The organism is Arthrobacter sp. zg.Y820 (assembly GCF_030125555.1).
Taxonomy (GTDB): domain Bacteria; phylum Actinomycetota; class Actinomycetes; order Actinomycetales; family Micrococcaceae; genus Arthrobacter_B.
This window is the reverse complement of the sequence record NZ_JASKLX010000006.1, coordinates 266,959-283,026: the sequence shown is the minus strand read 5'-3', so window position 1 is coordinate 283,026 and position 16,068 is coordinate 266,959. Positions and strand designations below refer to the sequence as shown.

17 protein-coding genes are annotated in these 16,068 nt (G+C 64.1%); 10 read left to right on the top strand and 7 right to left on the bottom strand.

What is annotated here, in order from left to right:
* Positions 1 to 131 precede the first annotated feature (131 nt).
* From QNN99_RS06535 to QNN99_RS06525, 3 genes are all read left to right on the top strand, one after another.
* Complete coding sequence (locus tag QNN99_RS06535) at positions 132 to 1,142, top strand: LacI family DNA-binding transcriptional regulator (protein ID WP_229965789.1); 1,011 nt, start codon at positions 132 to 134, stop codon at positions 1,140 to 1,142.
* Between the two features lie 168 nt (positions 1,143 to 1,310).
* On the top strand, positions 1,311 to 1,661 hold the full coding sequence (locus QNN99_RS06530; protein ID WP_229965628.1) for a UBP-type zinc finger domain-containing protein: 351 nt from the start codon (positions 1,311 to 1,313) through the stop codon (positions 1,659 to 1,661).
* A gap of 164 nt (positions 1,662 to 1,825) precedes the next feature.
* Positions 1,826 to 2,638: an SDR family oxidoreductase gene (locus QNN99_RS06525; RefSeq protein ID WP_229965627.1), complete on the top strand. Its 813-nt coding sequence runs from the start codon at positions 1,826 to 1,828 to the stop codon at positions 2,636 to 2,638.
* A 70-nt stretch (positions 2,639 to 2,708) separates the two neighbouring features.
* Here QNN99_RS06525 and QNN99_RS06520 read toward each other — a convergent pair whose 3' ends face one another.
* Positions 2,709 to 3,806, bottom strand: coding sequence for a lysylphosphatidylglycerol synthase transmembrane domain-containing protein (locus tag QNN99_RS06520; RefSeq protein ID WP_229965626.1), 1,098 nt, complete (start codon positions 3,804 to 3,806; stop codon positions 2,709 to 2,711).
* A gap of 250 nt (positions 3,807 to 4,056) precedes the next feature.
* Here QNN99_RS06520 and QNN99_RS06515 point away from each other — a divergent pair, with 250 nt between their 5' ends.
* Genes QNN99_RS06515 through QNN99_RS06505 form a run of 3 tightly spaced genes read left to right on the top strand, consistent with a single transcriptional unit; the run spans position 4,057 to position 5,440 of the window.
* Entirely contained in the window at positions 4,057 to 4,662 is a 606-nt protein-coding gene (locus tag QNN99_RS06515; RefSeq protein WP_229965625.1) for a TetR/AcrR family transcriptional regulator, read from the top strand.
* Positions 4,659 to 5,120: a DUF3054 domain-containing protein gene (locus tag QNN99_RS06510; RefSeq protein ID WP_229965624.1), complete on the top strand. Its 462-nt coding sequence runs from the start codon at positions 4,659 to 4,661 to the stop codon at positions 5,118 to 5,120. The genes QNN99_RS06515 and QNN99_RS06510 overlap by 4 nt, the downstream gene beginning before the upstream one ends.
* A gap of 38 nt (positions 5,121 to 5,158) precedes the next feature.
* Positions 5,159 to 5,440, top strand: a complete 282-nt coding sequence (locus QNN99_RS06505; RefSeq protein WP_229965623.1) for an Lrp/AsnC family transcriptional regulator — start codon at positions 5,159 to 5,161, stop codon at positions 5,438 to 5,440.
* Positions 5,441 to 5,664: 224 nt separating this feature from the next.
* Here the strand turns inward: QNN99_RS06505 and trpD are convergent, their stop codons facing one another.
* A complete protein-coding gene (trpD, locus tag QNN99_RS06500; RefSeq protein ID WP_229965622.1) occupies positions 5,665 to 6,711 on the bottom strand; it encodes an anthranilate phosphoribosyltransferase in 1,047 nt (348 codons plus the stop codon).
* A 159-nt stretch (positions 6,712 to 6,870) separates the two neighbouring features.
* On the opposite strand from trpD, the gene ctaE reads away from it, so the two are divergent.
* The 4 genes from ctaE to qcrB all read left to right on the top strand — a co-directional run bounded on the left by ctaE (position 6,871) and on the right by qcrB (position 11,187).
* Positions 6,871 to 7,509, top strand: coding sequence for an aa3-type cytochrome oxidase subunit III (ctaE, locus tag QNN99_RS06495; protein WP_229965621.1), 639 nt, complete (start codon positions 6,871 to 6,873; stop codon positions 7,507 to 7,509).
* 80 nt (positions 7,510 to 7,589) lie between these two features.
* Positions 7,590 to 8,381, top strand: coding sequence for a cytochrome bc1 complex diheme cytochrome c subunit (qcrC, locus tag QNN99_RS06490; protein ID WP_229965620.1), 792 nt, complete (start codon positions 7,590 to 7,592; stop codon positions 8,379 to 8,381).
* An 86-nt stretch (positions 8,382 to 8,467) separates the two neighbouring features.
* Positions 8,468 to 9,499, top strand: coding sequence for a cytochrome bc1 complex Rieske iron-sulfur subunit (qcrA, locus tag QNN99_RS06485; protein ID WP_229965619.1), 1,032 nt, complete (start codon positions 8,468 to 8,470; stop codon positions 9,497 to 9,499).
* Positions 9,500 to 9,501: 2 nt separating this feature from the next.
* The gene (gene qcrB, locus QNN99_RS06480; RefSeq protein ID WP_229965618.1) at positions 9,502 to 11,187 is read left to right on the top strand and encodes a cytochrome bc1 complex cytochrome b subunit; all 1,686 of its coding nucleotides are present in this window, start codon (positions 9,502 to 9,504) and stop codon (positions 11,185 to 11,187) included.
* A 120-nt stretch (positions 11,188 to 11,307) separates the two neighbouring features.
* Here qcrB and QNN99_RS06475 read toward each other — a convergent pair whose 3' ends face one another.
* From QNN99_RS06475 to ctaC, 5 genes are all read right to left on the bottom strand, one after another.
* On the bottom strand, positions 11,308 to 11,868 hold the full coding sequence (locus tag QNN99_RS06475) for a hypothetical protein (protein ID WP_229965617.1): 561 nt from the start codon (positions 11,866 to 11,868) through the stop codon (positions 11,308 to 11,310).
* Positions 11,869 to 12,002: 134 nt separating this feature from the next.
* A complete protein-coding gene (locus QNN99_RS06470; RefSeq protein ID WP_229965616.1) occupies positions 12,003 to 12,797 on the bottom strand; it encodes a GntR family transcriptional regulator in 795 nt (264 codons plus the stop codon).
* A gap of 256 nt (positions 12,798 to 13,053) precedes the next feature.
* Positions 13,054 to 13,455 carry a cytochrome c oxidase subunit 4 gene (locus tag QNN99_RS06465; protein ID WP_229965615.1) on the bottom strand — a complete coding sequence of 134 codons (402 nt, stop codon included), beginning with the start codon at positions 13,453 to 13,455 and terminating at the stop codon, positions 13,054 to 13,056.
* Positions 13,452 to 15,173 (bottom strand): aa3-type cytochrome oxidase subunit I, encoded by a 1,722-nt coding sequence (ctaD, locus tag QNN99_RS06460; protein ID WP_229965614.1) that lies wholly within the window; start codon positions 15,171 to 15,173, stop codon positions 13,452 to 13,454. The genes QNN99_RS06465 and ctaD overlap by 4 nt, the downstream gene beginning before the upstream one ends.
* A 9-nt stretch (positions 15,174 to 15,182) precedes the next feature.
* Positions 15,183 to 16,037 (bottom strand): aa3-type cytochrome oxidase subunit II, encoded by an 855-nt coding sequence (gene ctaC, locus QNN99_RS06455; protein WP_229965613.1) that lies wholly within the window; start codon positions 16,035 to 16,037, stop codon positions 15,183 to 15,185.
* Positions 16,038 to 16,068: the final 31 nt, after the last annotated feature.

Genomic DNA, 16,068 nt, shown 5'->3' with positions numbered 1-16,068 from the left:
GGAACAGCGGCGGACGCTGGGAGCTGAACGAACGGCGCGGCCCGCGAGGCTTTGAATCGTTTCATTAATACGATTCAAACATAGGGTTTCCGCGATAGGCTGTCAAGACAGAGGCGGCACGAAATCAGGGGATCACTATGGCAGCGAGCATAAAAGAGGTGGCGGCGCGTGCCGGCGTGGCCGTGGGAACCGTATCGAACGTCCTGAACCATCCGGACCGGGTGTCTGCGCCCACCCTCGAACGGGTGATGGACGCCGTCAACGCACTGGGTTTTGTCCGCAACGACGCGGCCCGCCAGCTGCGGGCCGGCCAGAGCCGCACCATCGGCCTGATCGTGCTTGACTCCTCCAACCCGTTTTTTGCCGCCGTCGCCCGTGCGGCCGAAAACGAGGCCACCCGCCACGGCGCAGACATCATCCTCGGCAACAGCGGCAATGATCCGGCGCGCGAAGCACGCTACGTCACCCTGTTCGAGGAGCAGCGGGTCCAGGGTGTGCTGATCTCGCCCGCCGGAGACATCAGCAGCCGCCTCGGCTCCCTGCGGGACCGCGGCGTTGCTGCCGTCCTGGTGGACCGTGAAGGCGATCCGTCGGTCCACAGTTCCGTCTCGGTGGACGACACCGCCGGAGGAACCATGGCCGCGGAGCACCTGCTCGAGACCGGACGACGGCGACTGGCCTTCGTGGGCGGCTCCCCCGGCATCCGGCAGGTCGCCGACCGATTGGCCGGCGCCCGCAGCGCCGTCATCAAGGTTCCGGGAGCCACCCTTGAGGTACTGGAGGCCGCTGACATGACAGTCCTCGCCGGACGGGCCGTCGGCCAGGAGCTGGTGGAGCGGGGCAGGGATCAACTGCCGGAGGCCATCTTCTGCGCCAACGACCTCCTGGCGGTGGGCGTGCTGCAGTCCCTGCTGCTGATCAACGGGCTGCGCGTGCCGCAGGACGTGGCACTCATCGGCTACGACGACATCGATTTCGCCCAGTCCACCGTGGTTCCCCTCTCCTCGATCCGCCAGCCGGCCGAGGAGATCGGGCGGACCGCCGTCGCACTCCTGCAGGAACAGCTGGGGGACTCTCCGGCTCCGCCCCGCCAGGTGCGTTTTACGCCCGAACTCGTGGCCAGGCAGAGCACCCGGACCTAGCCCGGCACCTTCCCGGTGCTGCCACCTCACCGCTGCTTCTTAACGGCTCTTCCATAACCGCTGCTTCTTGACCGCTGCTTCTTAACCGCCCGCCGGGTGTTACCGGCGCTTCCCGCTGGCTACCGTGGAAGGACCGGTGCGATCCGGGCGAGCAGAGAGGCGAAGTCCATGCACGACTCATCAGGCATCAACGTTTCCGTTCCGCCTTCGGGGCCGGGCTGCGTGGAGTGCACGGCGGAGGGAAGCTGGTGGTTCCATTTGCGCCGCTGCGCCGAGTGCGGTCACATCGGCTGCTGCGACTCATCCCCGAACCGGCATGCCACGGCGCACGAAGCCTCGACCGGCCATCCGGTAATCCGGAGCTTTGAGCCGGGCGAAGACTGGTTCTGGGACTACCGGACCAGTTCGGCCTTCGAAGGCCCGGTCCTGGCGCCGCCGGAATCCCATCCGCCGAGCCAGAGCGTCCCCGGTCCCGCGGGCCTGGTTCCGCCGGACTGGGTCTCCAAGCTGGCCCGGTGACGCACGTCCCGGGATTCCAAGATCCCGACAACCAGACCCGAAACCCCAGACCCCAGACCCCCAGGCCCCGGACCCCAAACCCACAGAGCCCGGACGCGCCGACGCGCCGTCATGCAGCTCACAAAGATCCGCACACTCCCATGTTTACAGCGTAAGCTGGAGCTATGACTCGTACATATATCGTTACTGGATCAGGATCGGGAATCGGCGCCGCTACTGCCGAGCTGCTGCGCGAACGCGGTTACACAGTGGTTGGCGTTGACCTGCGCGGCGCTGAGGTCGAAGCGGACCTGAGCACTCCGGAGGGCCGGCGCGCAGCCGCCGACAAGGCACTCGAGCTGGCCGACGGCCGCGTCGATGCCGTGATCGCCTGCGCAGGCATCTCCGCGCCCGCGCCCATCACCGTCGCAGTGAACTTCTTCGGCGTCACGGAATTCCTCGAGCTGCTGGCACCGGTGCTGGCCAAGAGCGACGCTCCGCGCGCCGCCGTGGTCAGCTCCATGGCTTCCCTGCAGCAGAACTCCCCCGAGCTGGTGGAGGCCCTGCTGGCCGGGGATGAAGCCCGCGCCCTGGAAATCGGCGCCGCACTGGCCGAGCAGGGTCCGCGCGTCGGATACCTCAACTACCCGTCCTCCAAGCGCGCCCTCAGCCGCTGGGTGCGCCGCGCCGCCGTGACCGAGCAGTGGGCAGGCGCCGGCATCCCGCTGAACGCCGTCGCTCCCGGCACCGTCCTCTCCGCCATGACCAAGGACCTGCTGTCCACACCGGAAGGCCGCCAGATGGTGGACTCCTCGGTGCCCATGCCGCTGAACGGCCACTCCGAGCCCGTTGTCATTGCCCGGCTGCTGGCCTGGCTGACGAGCGAGGAAAACACGCACACCACCGGCCAGACCATCTACACCGACGGCGGCGCCGACGCCACCCTGCGCGGCGACGACATCTGGGGCGGGGCCGGCCAGAGCATCTCGGCCGGCTAAGCAGCACCTCCGGCCAAGCAGCATCTCGGCCGGCTAAGCAGCACCTCCGCCGGCCAACCAGCACTGCCGGCTAACCAGCACGACGGCGGCTCCGGAACCGAGGTTCCCGGGCCGCCGTTCGCGTTTCCGGATGCCGGACTTCCTGCCGCATAATCCCCAGCCGCAGCGAAAAATAGGCCAAGCCCCCCACCGGAATCGGCAACCAGAACTGCACCACCCGCCAGGACAGCACGCCCAGCACCGCCACATGGTCCGGTACCCCAAATCCCACGAGCATCGGCACCAGCACCCCCTCGACCAGGCCGAGGCCACCCGGCGTCAGCGGCACGAGGGCCACCAATTTAGCCAGCGAATACGCCAGGAGCAGCTCGCCCGGCTGCAGGACATGCCCGAACGCGGCCAGAAAGACCCAGAGGGCAGCGGCATCCAGAACGTACCGCAACGCCGCCAGCAGCGCTGCCGCAGCCGGCCGCCGGGGATTCCCGCGGAACATATGCACTTCCGCTGCAATCGTCCGGACAAACTGCTCGGCTGACTCCGGATGGATCAGCCGGACGGTGCGCGCAATTCCCCGTGCTGCCCGAACGGCACCCTCCAAGTGCCGTTCAAGCAGCGCCAGGGCCACCAAGGCGAGTGCGAGCAGAACCAGCACGACCGCTCCGGCCGTGGCAAGCGACCGGCCGCCGGCGCTGCCGTCCCGGCCGAAAAGCAGGCCGGCCGCAAACAGCCCGGCCAGCACCAAGTTGCTTCCGAGCACTTGTATCGTGGCGGCGCTGAGCGCGTTGTCCGCTTGCACACCGCAGCGCGTCAGCAGGCGGAACCTGACCGCTGCCGCCGTCGCGCCCCCGCCGGGAACAGTATGGTTCACTGCCAAGTCACACAAGTCGATCCGGAACAGGGTGAAAAACCCTGGACTGTCGTCCCCAAGCAGCACCGCCCGCGTCAACAGGCTGTAGCTGGCCAGAGACGCCGCCTCAAGCAGCAGTGCAAACAGCACAAGAACCGGCGGAAGCCGCCGCAGTGCCGCGACGACGTTGTCCGACCCCACCAGCTGCGGCAGGACAACGTACTCAACCACCAGCACCACGGCCAGGATCGCCGCCATCCAGCGAAGCAGGCGGCTGCTTCGCACGCGGCGCCAATCCGCACTCAGGTGGTGCCGGGTCATCAATCAAGGACAGCAGACGCCCGGGGTTCAGGCTAGAGCAAGGAAGGCTGATCAGCGGGGCAGCGCTGAAGCAGATGCCAAGCCGAAGCAGATGCAAAGTTGCACCCCGCCGGCGCGGGGAACCGCGGAGCGGGGCGTTGCTACAGTTATGGTGACGCACGATCACGACGGCCTGCGCCATTGCCACCGGGTAGTGGAGATGGTCGACGGACGGCTCATCAACCCGTAACCGCAGCAAACAGGAGGGCTTGTGCCCCGCATCACCGCCCCCACGGTCGCAGCACACCGCGCGGCCCAGCAACGGGCGCTTCTGGATGCGGCACGCACCCTGCTCGCCCAGACGGGCGAGGCCCCCAGCATGGCCGACGTGGCCGCGCTGGCCGGCCTCGCCCGCCCAAGCGCCTATCAGTATTACAAGTCACGCCAGGACCTGCTCCACGCCCTGGTCCTGGACGTCTTTCCGCGGTGGGCTCAGCGGGTCGAGGAGGCCATGCGTGCCGAGCCCGAACCGGCCGACCGGATCCTTGCCTACGTGCTGACGAACATCGCCCTGGTGGCCGAGGGCGAGCACGCCGTGGGAAACGCCCTCACGGCCGTCGCGCCCAGTGAGGAACTCAACACGCAGAGTGCCATGATGCACTCAAAGCTGCTGGATCCCTTGGTCAGCACACTCCAGGAGCTGGGCTCCCCGGATCCGGCCGCCACTGCCGAACTCATCAACGGGATTGTCCATACCGCGACCAAGCTGCTCGATGGCGACAGGACGCAGGAGGCCGTCACGGCACGCGTCACCGAACTATTGGAACCCTACGTACGGGAGCACCGCCGCAGCGCTCCCGGAGAGCAGCAGCCGTGAACAACACTTTCCGCAGCACCCCTGGCCGCGCCGGACGCAGCCTTTACCTGCTCCTGGCCCTCGATGTCGTCCTCATCGTCCTGTTTGCCGCCCTCGGCCGGGACACGCATGAGCACGGGTTGGACCCGGCCGGCATCCTCGTCACCGCCTCCCCCTTCCTGGCCGCCTGCCTGGCCGGCTGGGCACTCCTGGGGCGGCGGCACTCCCCTGCTGCCCTCTGGCCTTCCGGGGTGGCCCTGTGGCTGCTCACCGTAGTTGCCGGACTGGGAATCCGCGCCCTGGCCGGCGGCGGCGTTGCCCCGAGCTTCGCAGTGGTGACCCTGTGCGTCCTCGGTGCTTTCCTGCTGCTCCCCCGCGCTGCGGCGGCCCTGGTGCTCCGCGGCCGATCCCCGGGTGCCGGCAGCAGCGCCACCAGCGCTTCGGGCGGCGCTTCAGATAGGCTCGAAGGCAGGGCATAACGCCTCCGCCACACGGCAGCACCACGAAAGGGCTTCCCATGATCACCGCTTTTGTACTCATCCAGACCGACTCAGCGCGCATCCCCGAATGTGCCGAAGAGATCTCTGAGATCGAAGGCATCAGCGAGGTCTACTCGGTGACCGGCGAGTGGGACCTCATTGCGATCGCCCGGGTGCGCCGCCATGAAGATTTGGCCGATGCCATTGCCAACCGGCTGTCGAAGGTGGAGGGCGTGATCGGAACCACCACGCAGATCGCGTTCCGCGCCTATTCCCAGCACGACCTCGACGCCGCGTTTTCCCTGGGGTTCGACAGCTGAAACCAGCGGATTCCGCGGGCTGAAACCGGCAGTTTTCGACCCGTAAATATTCCAATATCCGCACCGTGCCGGACACATTTGGATAACGTTTTTTGGATCCGGCCGTGCTGGGCCAGGTTGGCGTCGCCAGGTGAAAATTCCTGCTGTGGAAGACAAAAATGAGGCCGTCCCGGGTGCGGGAAACGGCCTCATTTTTCGTTCTTTTTGCCTGCTCCGGGGCCTGATCAGCTCGTTATTTCGACCCAGCGCCCCAGCGCGGCCTGCGCATGGCCGCCGTCGATGGCAGCCTCGGCACGCCGGATTCCAGAGGCCAGGCGTTTTGTCAGGCTGCCGGCGGCGTCGGTGTCCAGGGCCACAAGGGCAGCCGCCGCGTTGAGGACAACTGCATCGCGCACCGGCCCCTTGTCGCCGGCCAGGACACTGCGAACCACTGCGGCGTTGACGGTGGCGTCTCCGCCCCTCAGATCGTCCAGCGTCGCCCGGGGTATCCCGAGGTCCAGAGGGTCCACCTTTGACGTCTCCACGGCCCCGTCACGGACCTCCCAGACGGTGGACACGCCGGTGGTGGTCATCTCGTCGAGTCCGTCTTCCCCGCGGAACACCAATGCGCGCACGCCGCGCGAGGCCAGGACACCGGCGATCAGCGGGGCCAGCCGGGCATCAGCCACGCCGATGGCCGAAGCGGCCGGTCGCGCGGGGTTGGTCAGCGGCCCCATGAAGTTGAACGCAGTGGGGACTCCCATTTCCCGGCGCGGCACGGCGGCGTAGCGCATGGACGGATGGAACACCTGGGCAAAGCAGAAGGTGATGCCCGCGGTGAGCGCCGCTTCGGCGACGCGGTCCACGCTCAGGTCCAGCCGCACGCCCAGCGCCTCGATGACATCCGCGGACCCCGACGACGACGACGACGCCCGGTTGCCGTGTTTGACGACCTTGGCACCGGCCCCCGCGCAGACGAGGGCAGCCATGGTGGAAATGTTGACGGTGTTGTGGCGGTCTCCTCCGGTGCCGACGATGTCCAATGTCTCACCGGGTATCTCGATCGGCCGGGCATTTTCCAGCATGGCCTCCACCAGGCCGGTCAGCTCCTCCACGGTTTCCCCCTTGGCCCGCAAGGCCACCAGGAAGCCCGCCACCTGGGCGTCCGAGGCTTCCCCCGCCATGATCGCGTTCATTGCCCAGCGGGTCTGGTCCGCGGGCAGGTCCTGCCGCGAAATCAGGGCGTTGAGCAGCAGCGGCCAGGTGTGTTCGGAGCTCGGATTCGTAGTCACATCCCCAAGGTTATCTACGAATCGTAGAAAATACTGATTTGTTTCTGGGGAGCCACTTCCGCGCCGTTACTGGGATCGGCGGGGTTTCGGCACTATTTAGACTCGCCGTACGTCTTTATCTGTTGGAGAACTGGGCAGTTTTACGTCCATAATGTCTATGTGACAACAGCGACCCATGCCCCCAGTACCCCGGCTCACCCCACGCTGAACCGCCCCAACATGGTTTCCGTAGGAACCGTAGTGTGGCTGGCCAGCGAACTGATGTTTTTCGCCGCCCTTTTTGCCATGTACTTCACGCTTCGCTCGACCTCGAGCGATCTGTGGGCCATGGAGACGGAGAAGCTCAACGTTCCGTTTGCGTTTGCCAACACGGTGATCCTCGTTCTTAGTTCCGTTACCTGCCAGTTCGGCGTCTTCGCCGCAGAACGCCTCCAGCCGCGCCGCACCGGAGGACTGTTCCAAGTCTCCCGTTGGGGCATGGTCGAGTGGTTCCTCCTCACCTTCGTCATGGGCGCGGTGTTCGTGTCCGTCCAGGCCTACGAGTACGCAATGCTCGTGACTGAAGGAGTCTCGCTTTCCTCGAACTCCTACGGTTCGGCGTTCTACCTGACGACCGGCTTCCATGGCCTTCACGTCACCGGTGGTCTGATCGCGTTCCTGTTCATCATTGGACGCGCCTACGCAGCAAAGCGATTCGGCCACTTCGAAGCCACCTCTGCGATCGTGACGTCTTACTACTGGCACTTCGTGGACGTAGTCTGGATTGCCCTGTTCGTCATCATCTACTTCCTCAAGTAACAACTGCTTGAGCCGGCAACCCTTAAGAAATCCACAGTGGCACCAGCACACCAAAGACCACACAAGTTAGGAACCACCAAGTGAAGGCACTATCGCAAAGGCGACGTCATCCCCTAGCAGCAGTTGCGCTGCTGCTGCTGGGACTCCTCGTTACGGGTGGGCTCTACGCAGCCGTAAGCGGCGCCAACGAGGCCCAGGCTGCAAGCACCGCCTACACGGCTGATGACGAAAACCAGGGCGAGAAGCTCTTCATCGCCAACTGCGCCACCTGCCACGGCATGGAGGCATCGGGCTCCGAAAACGGACCGTCCCTCGTAGGTGTCGGCGCCGCGTCCGTCGACTTCCAGGTCGGCACCGGCCGCATGCCGATGGCCATGCACGGTCCTCAGGCCCAGCAGAAGCCCGTTCAGTTCACCGAGGAACAGACGAGCCAGCTTGCTGCCTACGTCGCCAGCCTCGGGGCCGGCCCCACTGTTCCGGACGCCGAGTACACGGACGCCGCAGCCGGCGATGCAGCCGAAGGCGGCGAGCTCTTCCGCGTCAACTGCGCCATGTGCCACAACGCTGCCGGCGCCGGCGGCGCCCTGACCGAGGGCAAGTTTGCCCCGTCCCTGGACGGCGTCTCCGAGAAGCACATCTACGAGGCCATGGTCACGGGCCCGCAGAACATGCCCGTCTTCAACGACGCCAACATTTCCCCTGAGGACAAGCAGAGCATCATCGCTTTCCTCAAGAACATCGAAGCCAACGGCTCCCCGGGCGGCGCCGAACTCGGCGCCCTGGGCCCCGTCTCGGAAGGCCTGTTCATCTGGACGGCCGGGCTTGGCCTCGTCATTGCTTTCACCATTTGGTTGACCGCCCGGTCTTCCTAGACATCACCCGCGCTCACCTCTCGGGGTGACATCACAGTTACACATAGGTCTATAAATGCAGTTTCAAGAGAAGGATGAGGGGGATCATGGGCGACCATAGTCACGGCAGTCCGAACACCTCGGGCACCGTCGCTACGGCTGGCCAGGGCGACGAAGAGAAGTTCCGGAATCCGGGACTTCCTCCGCACCGCCCTCGCCTGGCTGATACGAATCCCCGCGCTGAAAAGCGTGCCGAGCGGCAGGTGGCGGCACTGTTCGTCATATCCATCATCGGTACGCTCGTGTTTTTTGTCGGCTACTTCGGCATCAAGCTTGAAGGCGGCCACACCATTGCGGACCTCAGGGTGCAGAACCTGCTCCTGGGGCTGGGAACTGCCTTCGCGATGCTGGGCATCGGCGTCGGCATTGTCCACTGGGCCAAGACGCTCATGCCGGACCACGAAGTCATCGAGGAACGGCATGAAATCCGTCCCGAGGAAGACCGGGCAGTCGCCGAAAAGATGCTGGGCGACATCGTCGAAGAGACGGGCATCAAGCGCCGCCCGCTGATCCGCAACACCCTGCTGGGTGCCATGGTTCTTGCACCCCTTCCGGCGATCGCCGTGTTCCGCGACCTTGGTCCGCTTCCCGGCAACACCCTGCGCCACACCATGTGGGCCGACGGCGTGCACCTGACCCGCGATCCCAGCGGAACCCGGATCAAGGCATCGGATGTGACGCTGGGCTCTGCCTTCCACGTCATTCCCGAGGGCCTGAACGAGTCCGAGCACAAGCTGGAGGAGAAGGCCAAGGCCGTCGTCCTGCTGATGCGCCTGGATCCGAGCTCACTCAACCCCTCCCCCGGACGCGAAGACTGGAACGTCGACGGCATCGTCGCCTACTCCAAGATCTGCACCCACGTGGGTTGCCCGGTTGCGCTGTACGAACAGCACACCCACCACCTGCTCTGCCCGTGCCACCAGTCCACCTTTGACCTGACGCAGGAATGCAAGGTCATCTTCGGACCGGCTGTCCACCCGCTTCCGCAGCTGCCCATCGCCGTTGACAGCGATGGCTACCTGATCGCGACCAGCGATTTCCATGAACCTGTTGGACCGAGCTACTGGGAGCGTGGCTAACCATGAGTGTTCCCTCTGCTACTCCCTACGAGCCCAAGACCCGTCTGGGCCGCGTCACCAACTTCGTCGATTCCCGCGTCGGCGGCTCTGCCATGGTCAAGGAATTCGGCCGCAAGGTCTTTCCCGACCACTGGACGTTCATGTTCGGCGAAGTTGCCCTGTACTGCTTCGTCATCCTGCTGCTGTCGGGAACCTTCCTGACGTTCTTCTTCGACCCGTCGATGGCAGAAACGCATTACAACGGCAGCTACGTCCCGCTCAAGGGCGTGGAAATGTCAGTGGCCTACGAGTCCTCGCTGAATATCTCCTTTGATATCCGCGGCGGTCTCTTCATGCGCCAGGTGCACCACTGGTCAGCGCTGCTGTTTGTCGCTGCAGTTGCCGTGCACATGCTTCGCGTCTTCTTCACCGGTGCGTTCCGCAAGCCCCGCGAGCTGAACTGGGTGGTGGGCGGCGTGCTGCTCATCCTCTCCCTGGCAGCCGGTTTCACCGGTTACTCGCTTCCCGATGACCTGCTCTCCGGCAACGGCCTGCGGATCATCGACGGCGTCATGAAGGCCATTCCGGTGGTTGGCACGTACCTCAGCTTCTTCCTGTTCGGCGGAGAATTCCCGGGCACCGACATCATCGGCCGCCTGTACATGCTGCACATCCTGCTGGTGCCCGCCCTCATCCTGCTGATGATCGCCGTTCACCTCTTCATGGTGGTTGTGCACAAGCACACGCAGTTCCGCGGCCCCGGCCGCACGAACAACAACGTTGTCGGTTACCCGGTTGGACCGGTTTATGCGGCAAAGGCCGGTGGATTCTTCTTCATCGTCTTCGGCATCATTGCCATCATTGCCGGTTTGTTCACGATCAACCCGATCTGGAACTACGGCCCGTACGACCCCTCCCCCGTGTCCGCCGGTACCCAGCCTGACTGGTACATCGGCTGGGTTGACGGCGCCCTGCGCCTGATGCCGGGCTGGATCGGCAACATCCCGATGGAATGGAATATTCCGTTCCCGTGGGGCACCAACACGCTCTCCCTGAACGTGCTGTTCCCGGCGCTGGTTCCGGCCGGAATCGTCTTCACCCTGCTGTTCGCCTGGCCCTGGATTGAAGCCTGGCTGACCAAGGACACGAAGGTCCACAACCTGCTGGACCGCCCGCGGAACGCCCCGTTCCGCACCGGCGTCGGCGTTGCCGGCGTTATCTTCTACTGCACCATGTGGGCCGCTGCCAGCTCCGACCTCATCGCCACGCACTTCATGGTCTCGCTGAACGATGTCACGTACTGGCTGCGCTTCCTGGTCATCTTCGGCCCGCTGATCGGCTTCGCCGTCGCCCGCCGGATCTGCCTTGCGCTGCAGCGCAAGGACCGCGAGATCGTGCTCCACGGCGTGGAAAGCGGACGCATTGTCCGTCTCCCGCACGGTGAGTACATCGAGGTTCATGAGCCCGTTGACGAGTTCAAGCGCTACAAGCTGGTGGACTTCACCTCCCCCGAGGTGACTCCGGCCCAGCCGGACGCCCGCGGCAAGGTCTCCGGCAAGGAGAAACTGCGCGGCAGGCTTTCACGGTTCTTCTTCGAGGATCGGGTTGCCCCGGTTACTCCGCGGGAACTTGAAGCAGCGCATCACCACGAGTCCCCCGCTGAAGTTGAAGCGGATACGGAAGACCAGGCTTCGATCACGAACCGGTAGTCCTCCGCTCGGGACAGTTTGACGGATAAACCAAAGGGAGCCGGTCAGCATTTGCTGACCGGCTCCCTTTGGTTTATCCACCACAGTGATGTGCGGCATCGGCTTGTGGCTTACGGCGTCCTAGTCCAGGACGAACGGCTTCTTGGCCGGAAGCGGATGCCGCCGCTTCCAGTTGCCCGGCTCCGCGTACGGCGCCGACCCGATGCCCAGCTTCGTGAAGTCCAGATTGGCCTCGCGCAGGACAACGAGCATGCCCTTCACGGCCTTGGGAACGTCGGGCACCAGGCAGAAGATGTTCAGCTTGCCGGGTGCGAATTCGCTCTCCTCGACGGTCCCCAGGCCGCGCCAGGAGAAGTAAGAGGTGAGGGCGGTGCGTGCCTTGTACTCCAGGTAGCGGTCACGCTCCGTGCCCTCGGCAGACTTCAGGGCGTACTGGGCCACCACCCAGTACTGCTCCTCCGGCGGCAGCTCCGCATATCCCAGCTCGGCTGACTTGGCGGCGAAAGCAGCGAACTTTTTCTCCGCCGCGGCTTCATCGATTGAGGCAACCGCGCTGCTGGTTCCCATGTAGCCCACGGGGCCCTGGCTGATCATGAATTCCTGCGACTCGGCCTCATACATCGCCTCGCGGAAGTGCAGGACCCCCTTGTCGTCCCGGTGGTACATCACGGTGATGCTCATTTTTCGGTAGCCTCCCTGGCTGATGGTGCTGTGGGTGGTGTCTATCCACGCTGTTGGTCTTGTGAGTGCTGTCTTGTGGGTGCCTGCTGGACAGCGCTGAGCTGAACAGTGCCGCACGAGCCTCTTCCGCGGCTTCAGGAGCCCGGATGCCTGCCCGGGTGGTAGGAACGCGGCGTCCGCATTCCGGGACGCTGCAGGGGCACCCAGAGCTTGTACCGGTCAGCGCGGTAGTACGAGACCGAGTAGTCCACCATCGACCGGGCGACGTAGGCGTGCCGCTGGATCTTCAGCAGCGGAGCGCCGAGCTCCACGTTGAGCAGTCGAGCGATGGACGCGGAGGCGGCGGTCGCCTCGATGGTGTCCTCGCCCCACTCCATCACCATGCCGTACCGTTCACTGAGCACCCGGTACAGCGAGGTGGGGGGCTCTTCATCGAGCATCCCCGGAACGTGGACGGCGGGAATGAAGTTCTCATCAACGCTCATTGGCTCGCCGTCCGCGAGCAGTTGGCGGCGGAACCGGATCACCGGCTGGCCGGGATCAATCTGCAGCTCCCTCGCCACCAGATGGGAAGCGCCGATCTGTTCGAAGCTGAGGACCCGGGCGTCCGGGACCATGCCGCGTCGATGCATTTCCTCGCTGTACGACGTCAGCTTGACCTGCAGGTCCATTTTGGGGCGGGCCACAAACGTGCCCAATCCAACCACGCGTTCGAGCACTTCGTCAGCGACGAGGGCATCGATGGCCTGCCGTACCGTCATCCTCGCCACACCGAAGTGGTCGGCCAGCACACGTTCGGAGGGAATGGCGGCGCCGGCAGGCGCATGCTGGTCCACGAAGCGGCGCAGTATGTTCTGCAGCTGCAGGTGCTTGGCGACGCCGGAGGCCGGGTCGAGCAGCTCCGGAAACCGCCTCAGGGCCTGGTGCATGACAGCCGCCGAATTCTGAGGTCCGTTCTGGTGCGCATCCGGTTCCTTCCCTCGGCGTAGGTGCTATTCAAGGATAACGGCCGGGAGCGCGGGCCAGGAACGCCGCCGCTCCGGAGCGGGCGACGGGCTGGGCAGCTCCGGTGGCCCCCGGAAGCAGGGCCGGGTATTAAACAGCAGAGGACCCGCAGTATTTGCGGGTCCTCTGCCTAAACTTCACCGTCGGGTTTTCACCCTGGGTGTTTTGCTTGCCGGAGCCTTAGTGTGCGTGGGCTCCGCGGCTGTATTCGTACACCCAGCCGACCAGGGCGATCAGCGCCAGGCCGGCACTGATGTAAAGAATCCACCAGCCGATTGCCATGCCCAGGAATCCGCCTGCGGCGGCGAGGCCGAGCAGCAGGGGCCACCAGCTCCACGGGCTGAAGAAGCCCTGTTCGCCGGATCCTTCGTGGATTTCGGCGTCGAGCCGGTCCTCCGGACGTTCACCAATGCGCTTGCCGGTGAAGCCGATGTAGAAGGCGATCATGGCGGACATCGCGCCGGTGAGGAACAGTGCCAGGTAGCCCACCGGTTCCATCCACTCGACGAGGTAACCGTAGACAACGCCGACGACCACGAAGAAGGGCGCCAGGTATGCGAAGAGCTTAGTCTCTACTTTCAATTGACCTTCTCCTTACGGTCGCCCGGTCCGAAGACCTTGCCGGCGGCCGACGTGTCGGTCACCGTCTGCTGCAGTTCAGGATGGTGCAGGTCCAGTGCCGGACGCTCAGAACGGATGCGCGGCAGCGACGTGAAGTTGTGGCGCGGAGGCGGGCAGGAGGTTGCCCACTCCAGCGAGCCGCCGAAGCCCCAGGGGTCATCAACTTCAACCTTCTTGCCGTGGCGCCAGGTGATGTACACGTTCCAGAAGAACGGAATCATCGAGGCACCCAGCAGGAACGAACCAAAGGTGGAGAACTGGTTCATCAGGGTGAAGTTATCCTCCGGCAGGTAATCGGCGTAGCGGCGCGGCATGCCGAGCACGCCGAGCCAGTGCTGAACCAGGAAGGTGGCGTGGAAGCCGACGAACAGCATCCAGAAGTGGATCTTGCCAAGGCGCTCGTTGAGCATCTTGCCGGTCCACTTGGGCCACCAGAAGTAGAAGCCCGCGAACATTGCGAACACAACGGTTCCGAAGATCACGTAGTGGAAGTGTGCCACCACGAAGTAGGTGTCGGAAACGTGGAAGTCGAGCGGCGGCGAGGCCAGGATGATGCCGGTCAGACCACCGAAGAGGAAGGTGATCAGGAAGCCGATGCTCCAGAGCATGGGGGTTTCGAAGGTGATCGATCCCCGCCACATGGTGCCAATCCAGTTGAAGAACTTCACGCCGGTTGGCACCGCGATCAGCATTGTCATGAAGGAGAAGAACGGGAGCATTACCGCACCCGTAACGTACATGTGGTGGGCCCACACGGTCACGGACAGGGCTGCAATGGCGATCGTGGCGTAAACCAGGCCCTTGTAGCCGAAGATCGGCTTGCGGCTGAACACCGGCAGGATCTCGGAGATGATGCCGAAGAACGGCAGCGCGATGATGTACACCTCGGGGTGGCCGAAGAACCAGAACAGGTGCTGCCAAAGGATGGCTCCGCCGCGTTCGGGATCGAAGATGTGCGCCCCGAACCGTCGGTCAGCGCCGAGTGCGAACAGAGCTGCTGCCAGCGGCGGGAAGGCCATCATGACGAGGATGGCGGTGACCAGGGTGTTCCAGGTGAAGATCGGCATCCGCCACATGGTCATGCCCGGGGCACGCATGCAGATGATCGTGGTGATGAAGTTGACCGAACCAAGGATGGTACCGAAACCGGACAGTGCCAGCCCGAAGACCCAGAGATCTCCACCGACGCCGGGTGAGAACGTGGTGTTCGACAGCGGCGCATACGCGAACCAGCCGAAGGAAGCAGCACCCTGCGGAGTGATGAAGCCGGCAACGGCGATGGTGCTGCCGAAGAGGAAGAACCAGAAAGCCAGGGCGTTCAGGCGGGGGAACGCAACGTCGGGCGCACCGATCTGCAGCGGCATCATGACGTTGGCGAAACCGGAGAACAGCGGGGTTGCGAACATCAGCAGCATTACTGTGCCGTGCATGGTGAACAGCTGGTTGTACTGTTCCTTGGTCTGCAGGATCTGCATACCGGGTTCAAACAGCTCGGCACGGATGACCAGGGCCATCACGCCTGCGAGACAGAAGAAAATGAATGAGGCGATCAGGTACATGTACCCGATGGTCTTGTGGTCAGTGGAGGTGATCCAACTGACGATGATGCGTCCCTTGGAGACGGGGACGACGCGCGGTGCAACTTGAGTATCTTCCGAAGTGTATTCGAGAGTAGTCACAGCTTCCTCCTACCTCCTTACTTCGCTTGATTCTGAGTTGTACACGCGGTCGTACTCGGAGCCGACCTGGCCGTCGGGCAGGGTGTCGAGGTACGCGTCGTACTCGGCTTCCGAAACCACCTTGACGTTGAAGAGCATTTCCGAGTGGTACTCGCCGCAGAGTTCTGCACACTTACCTTCGTAGGTGCCCTCGATGCCGGGAGTGATGTTGATGTAGTTCGTGCGTCCGGGGTAAAGGTCCATCTTCTGGAGGAAGGCCGGGACCCAGAACGAGTGCTGGACGTCGCGGGAGTTCAGCTGAAGCTCAACCGTCTGGTCGACCGGCAGGTAGAGGGTCGGCATTTCCGTCTCTGCCTTCTCCGTGCCGTCCAGGTTTACCTGCACGTTGAGGTCGTACTTGTCCTCATTGACGTAGTTGAAGTCCCAGGACCACTGCTTGCCGCGGACGTCAACGACGACGTCTGGATCATCCACGCGCTCACTAATGGCCCGAATGTCCTGGTCGGTGAAGTAGAACAACACCAGCACCATGAACAGCGGGATCGCCGTGTAGAAAATCTCCAGGGGAAGGTTGTAGCTCAGCTGCCGCGGGTAGCCGGTCTCGTTCTTCCGGCGCCGGTAGGCGACGATGCACCAAATGATCAGTGCCCAGGTGAGCACCCCAACTGCCAATGCCGCGATCCATGAATTGACCCAAAGGTCCATGATTCGGCCGGTGTGGTTGGTGGTGTCGCGTTCCGTGGGCAACCAGCCTCTTTGGACTTCTGACGAACAACCCGATAAAAACAACGCGCCGGCCGACGTTACGGCTGAGATCTTTAAGATCCTGGCGCGTCGGCTGCTGGTTCGGTCCTGCGAACTCACAGACGGCCCTTCCTCTTGTTACGTGCAAGTG

What these genes read in the sequence shown, in the direction of transcription:
- QNN99_RS06470 (WP_229965616.1), bottom strand. Translation starts at nt 12,797, where the DNA reads ATGCACCAGGCCCTGAGGCGGTTTCCGGAGCTGCTCGACCCGGCCTCC.
- QNN99_RS06525 (WP_229965627.1), top strand. Translation starts at nt 1,826, where the DNA reads ATGACTCGTACATATATCGTTACTGGATCAGGATCGGGAATCGGCGCC.
- qcrB (WP_229965618.1), top strand. Translation starts at nt 9,502, where the DNA reads ATGAGTGTTCCCTCTGCTACTCCCTACGAGCCCAAGACCCGTCTGGGC.
- qcrA (WP_229965619.1), top strand. Translation starts at nt 8,468, where the DNA reads ATGGGCGACCATAGTCACGGCAGTCCGAACACCTCGGGCACCGTCGCT.
- QNN99_RS06505 (WP_229965623.1), top strand. Translation starts at nt 5,159, where the DNA reads ATGATCACCGCTTTTGTACTCATCCAGACCGACTCAGCGCGCATCCCC.
- QNN99_RS06520 (WP_229965626.1), bottom strand. Translation starts at nt 3,806, where the DNA reads ATGACCCGGCACCACCTGAGTGCGGATTGGCGCCGCGTGCGAAGCAGC.
- QNN99_RS06475 (WP_229965617.1), bottom strand. Translation starts at nt 11,868, where the DNA reads ATGAGCATCACCGTGATGTACCACCGGGACGACAAGGGGGTCCTGCAC.
- QNN99_RS06530 (WP_229965628.1), top strand. Translation starts at nt 1,311, where the DNA reads ATGCACGACTCATCAGGCATCAACGTTTCCGTTCCGCCTTCGGGGCCG.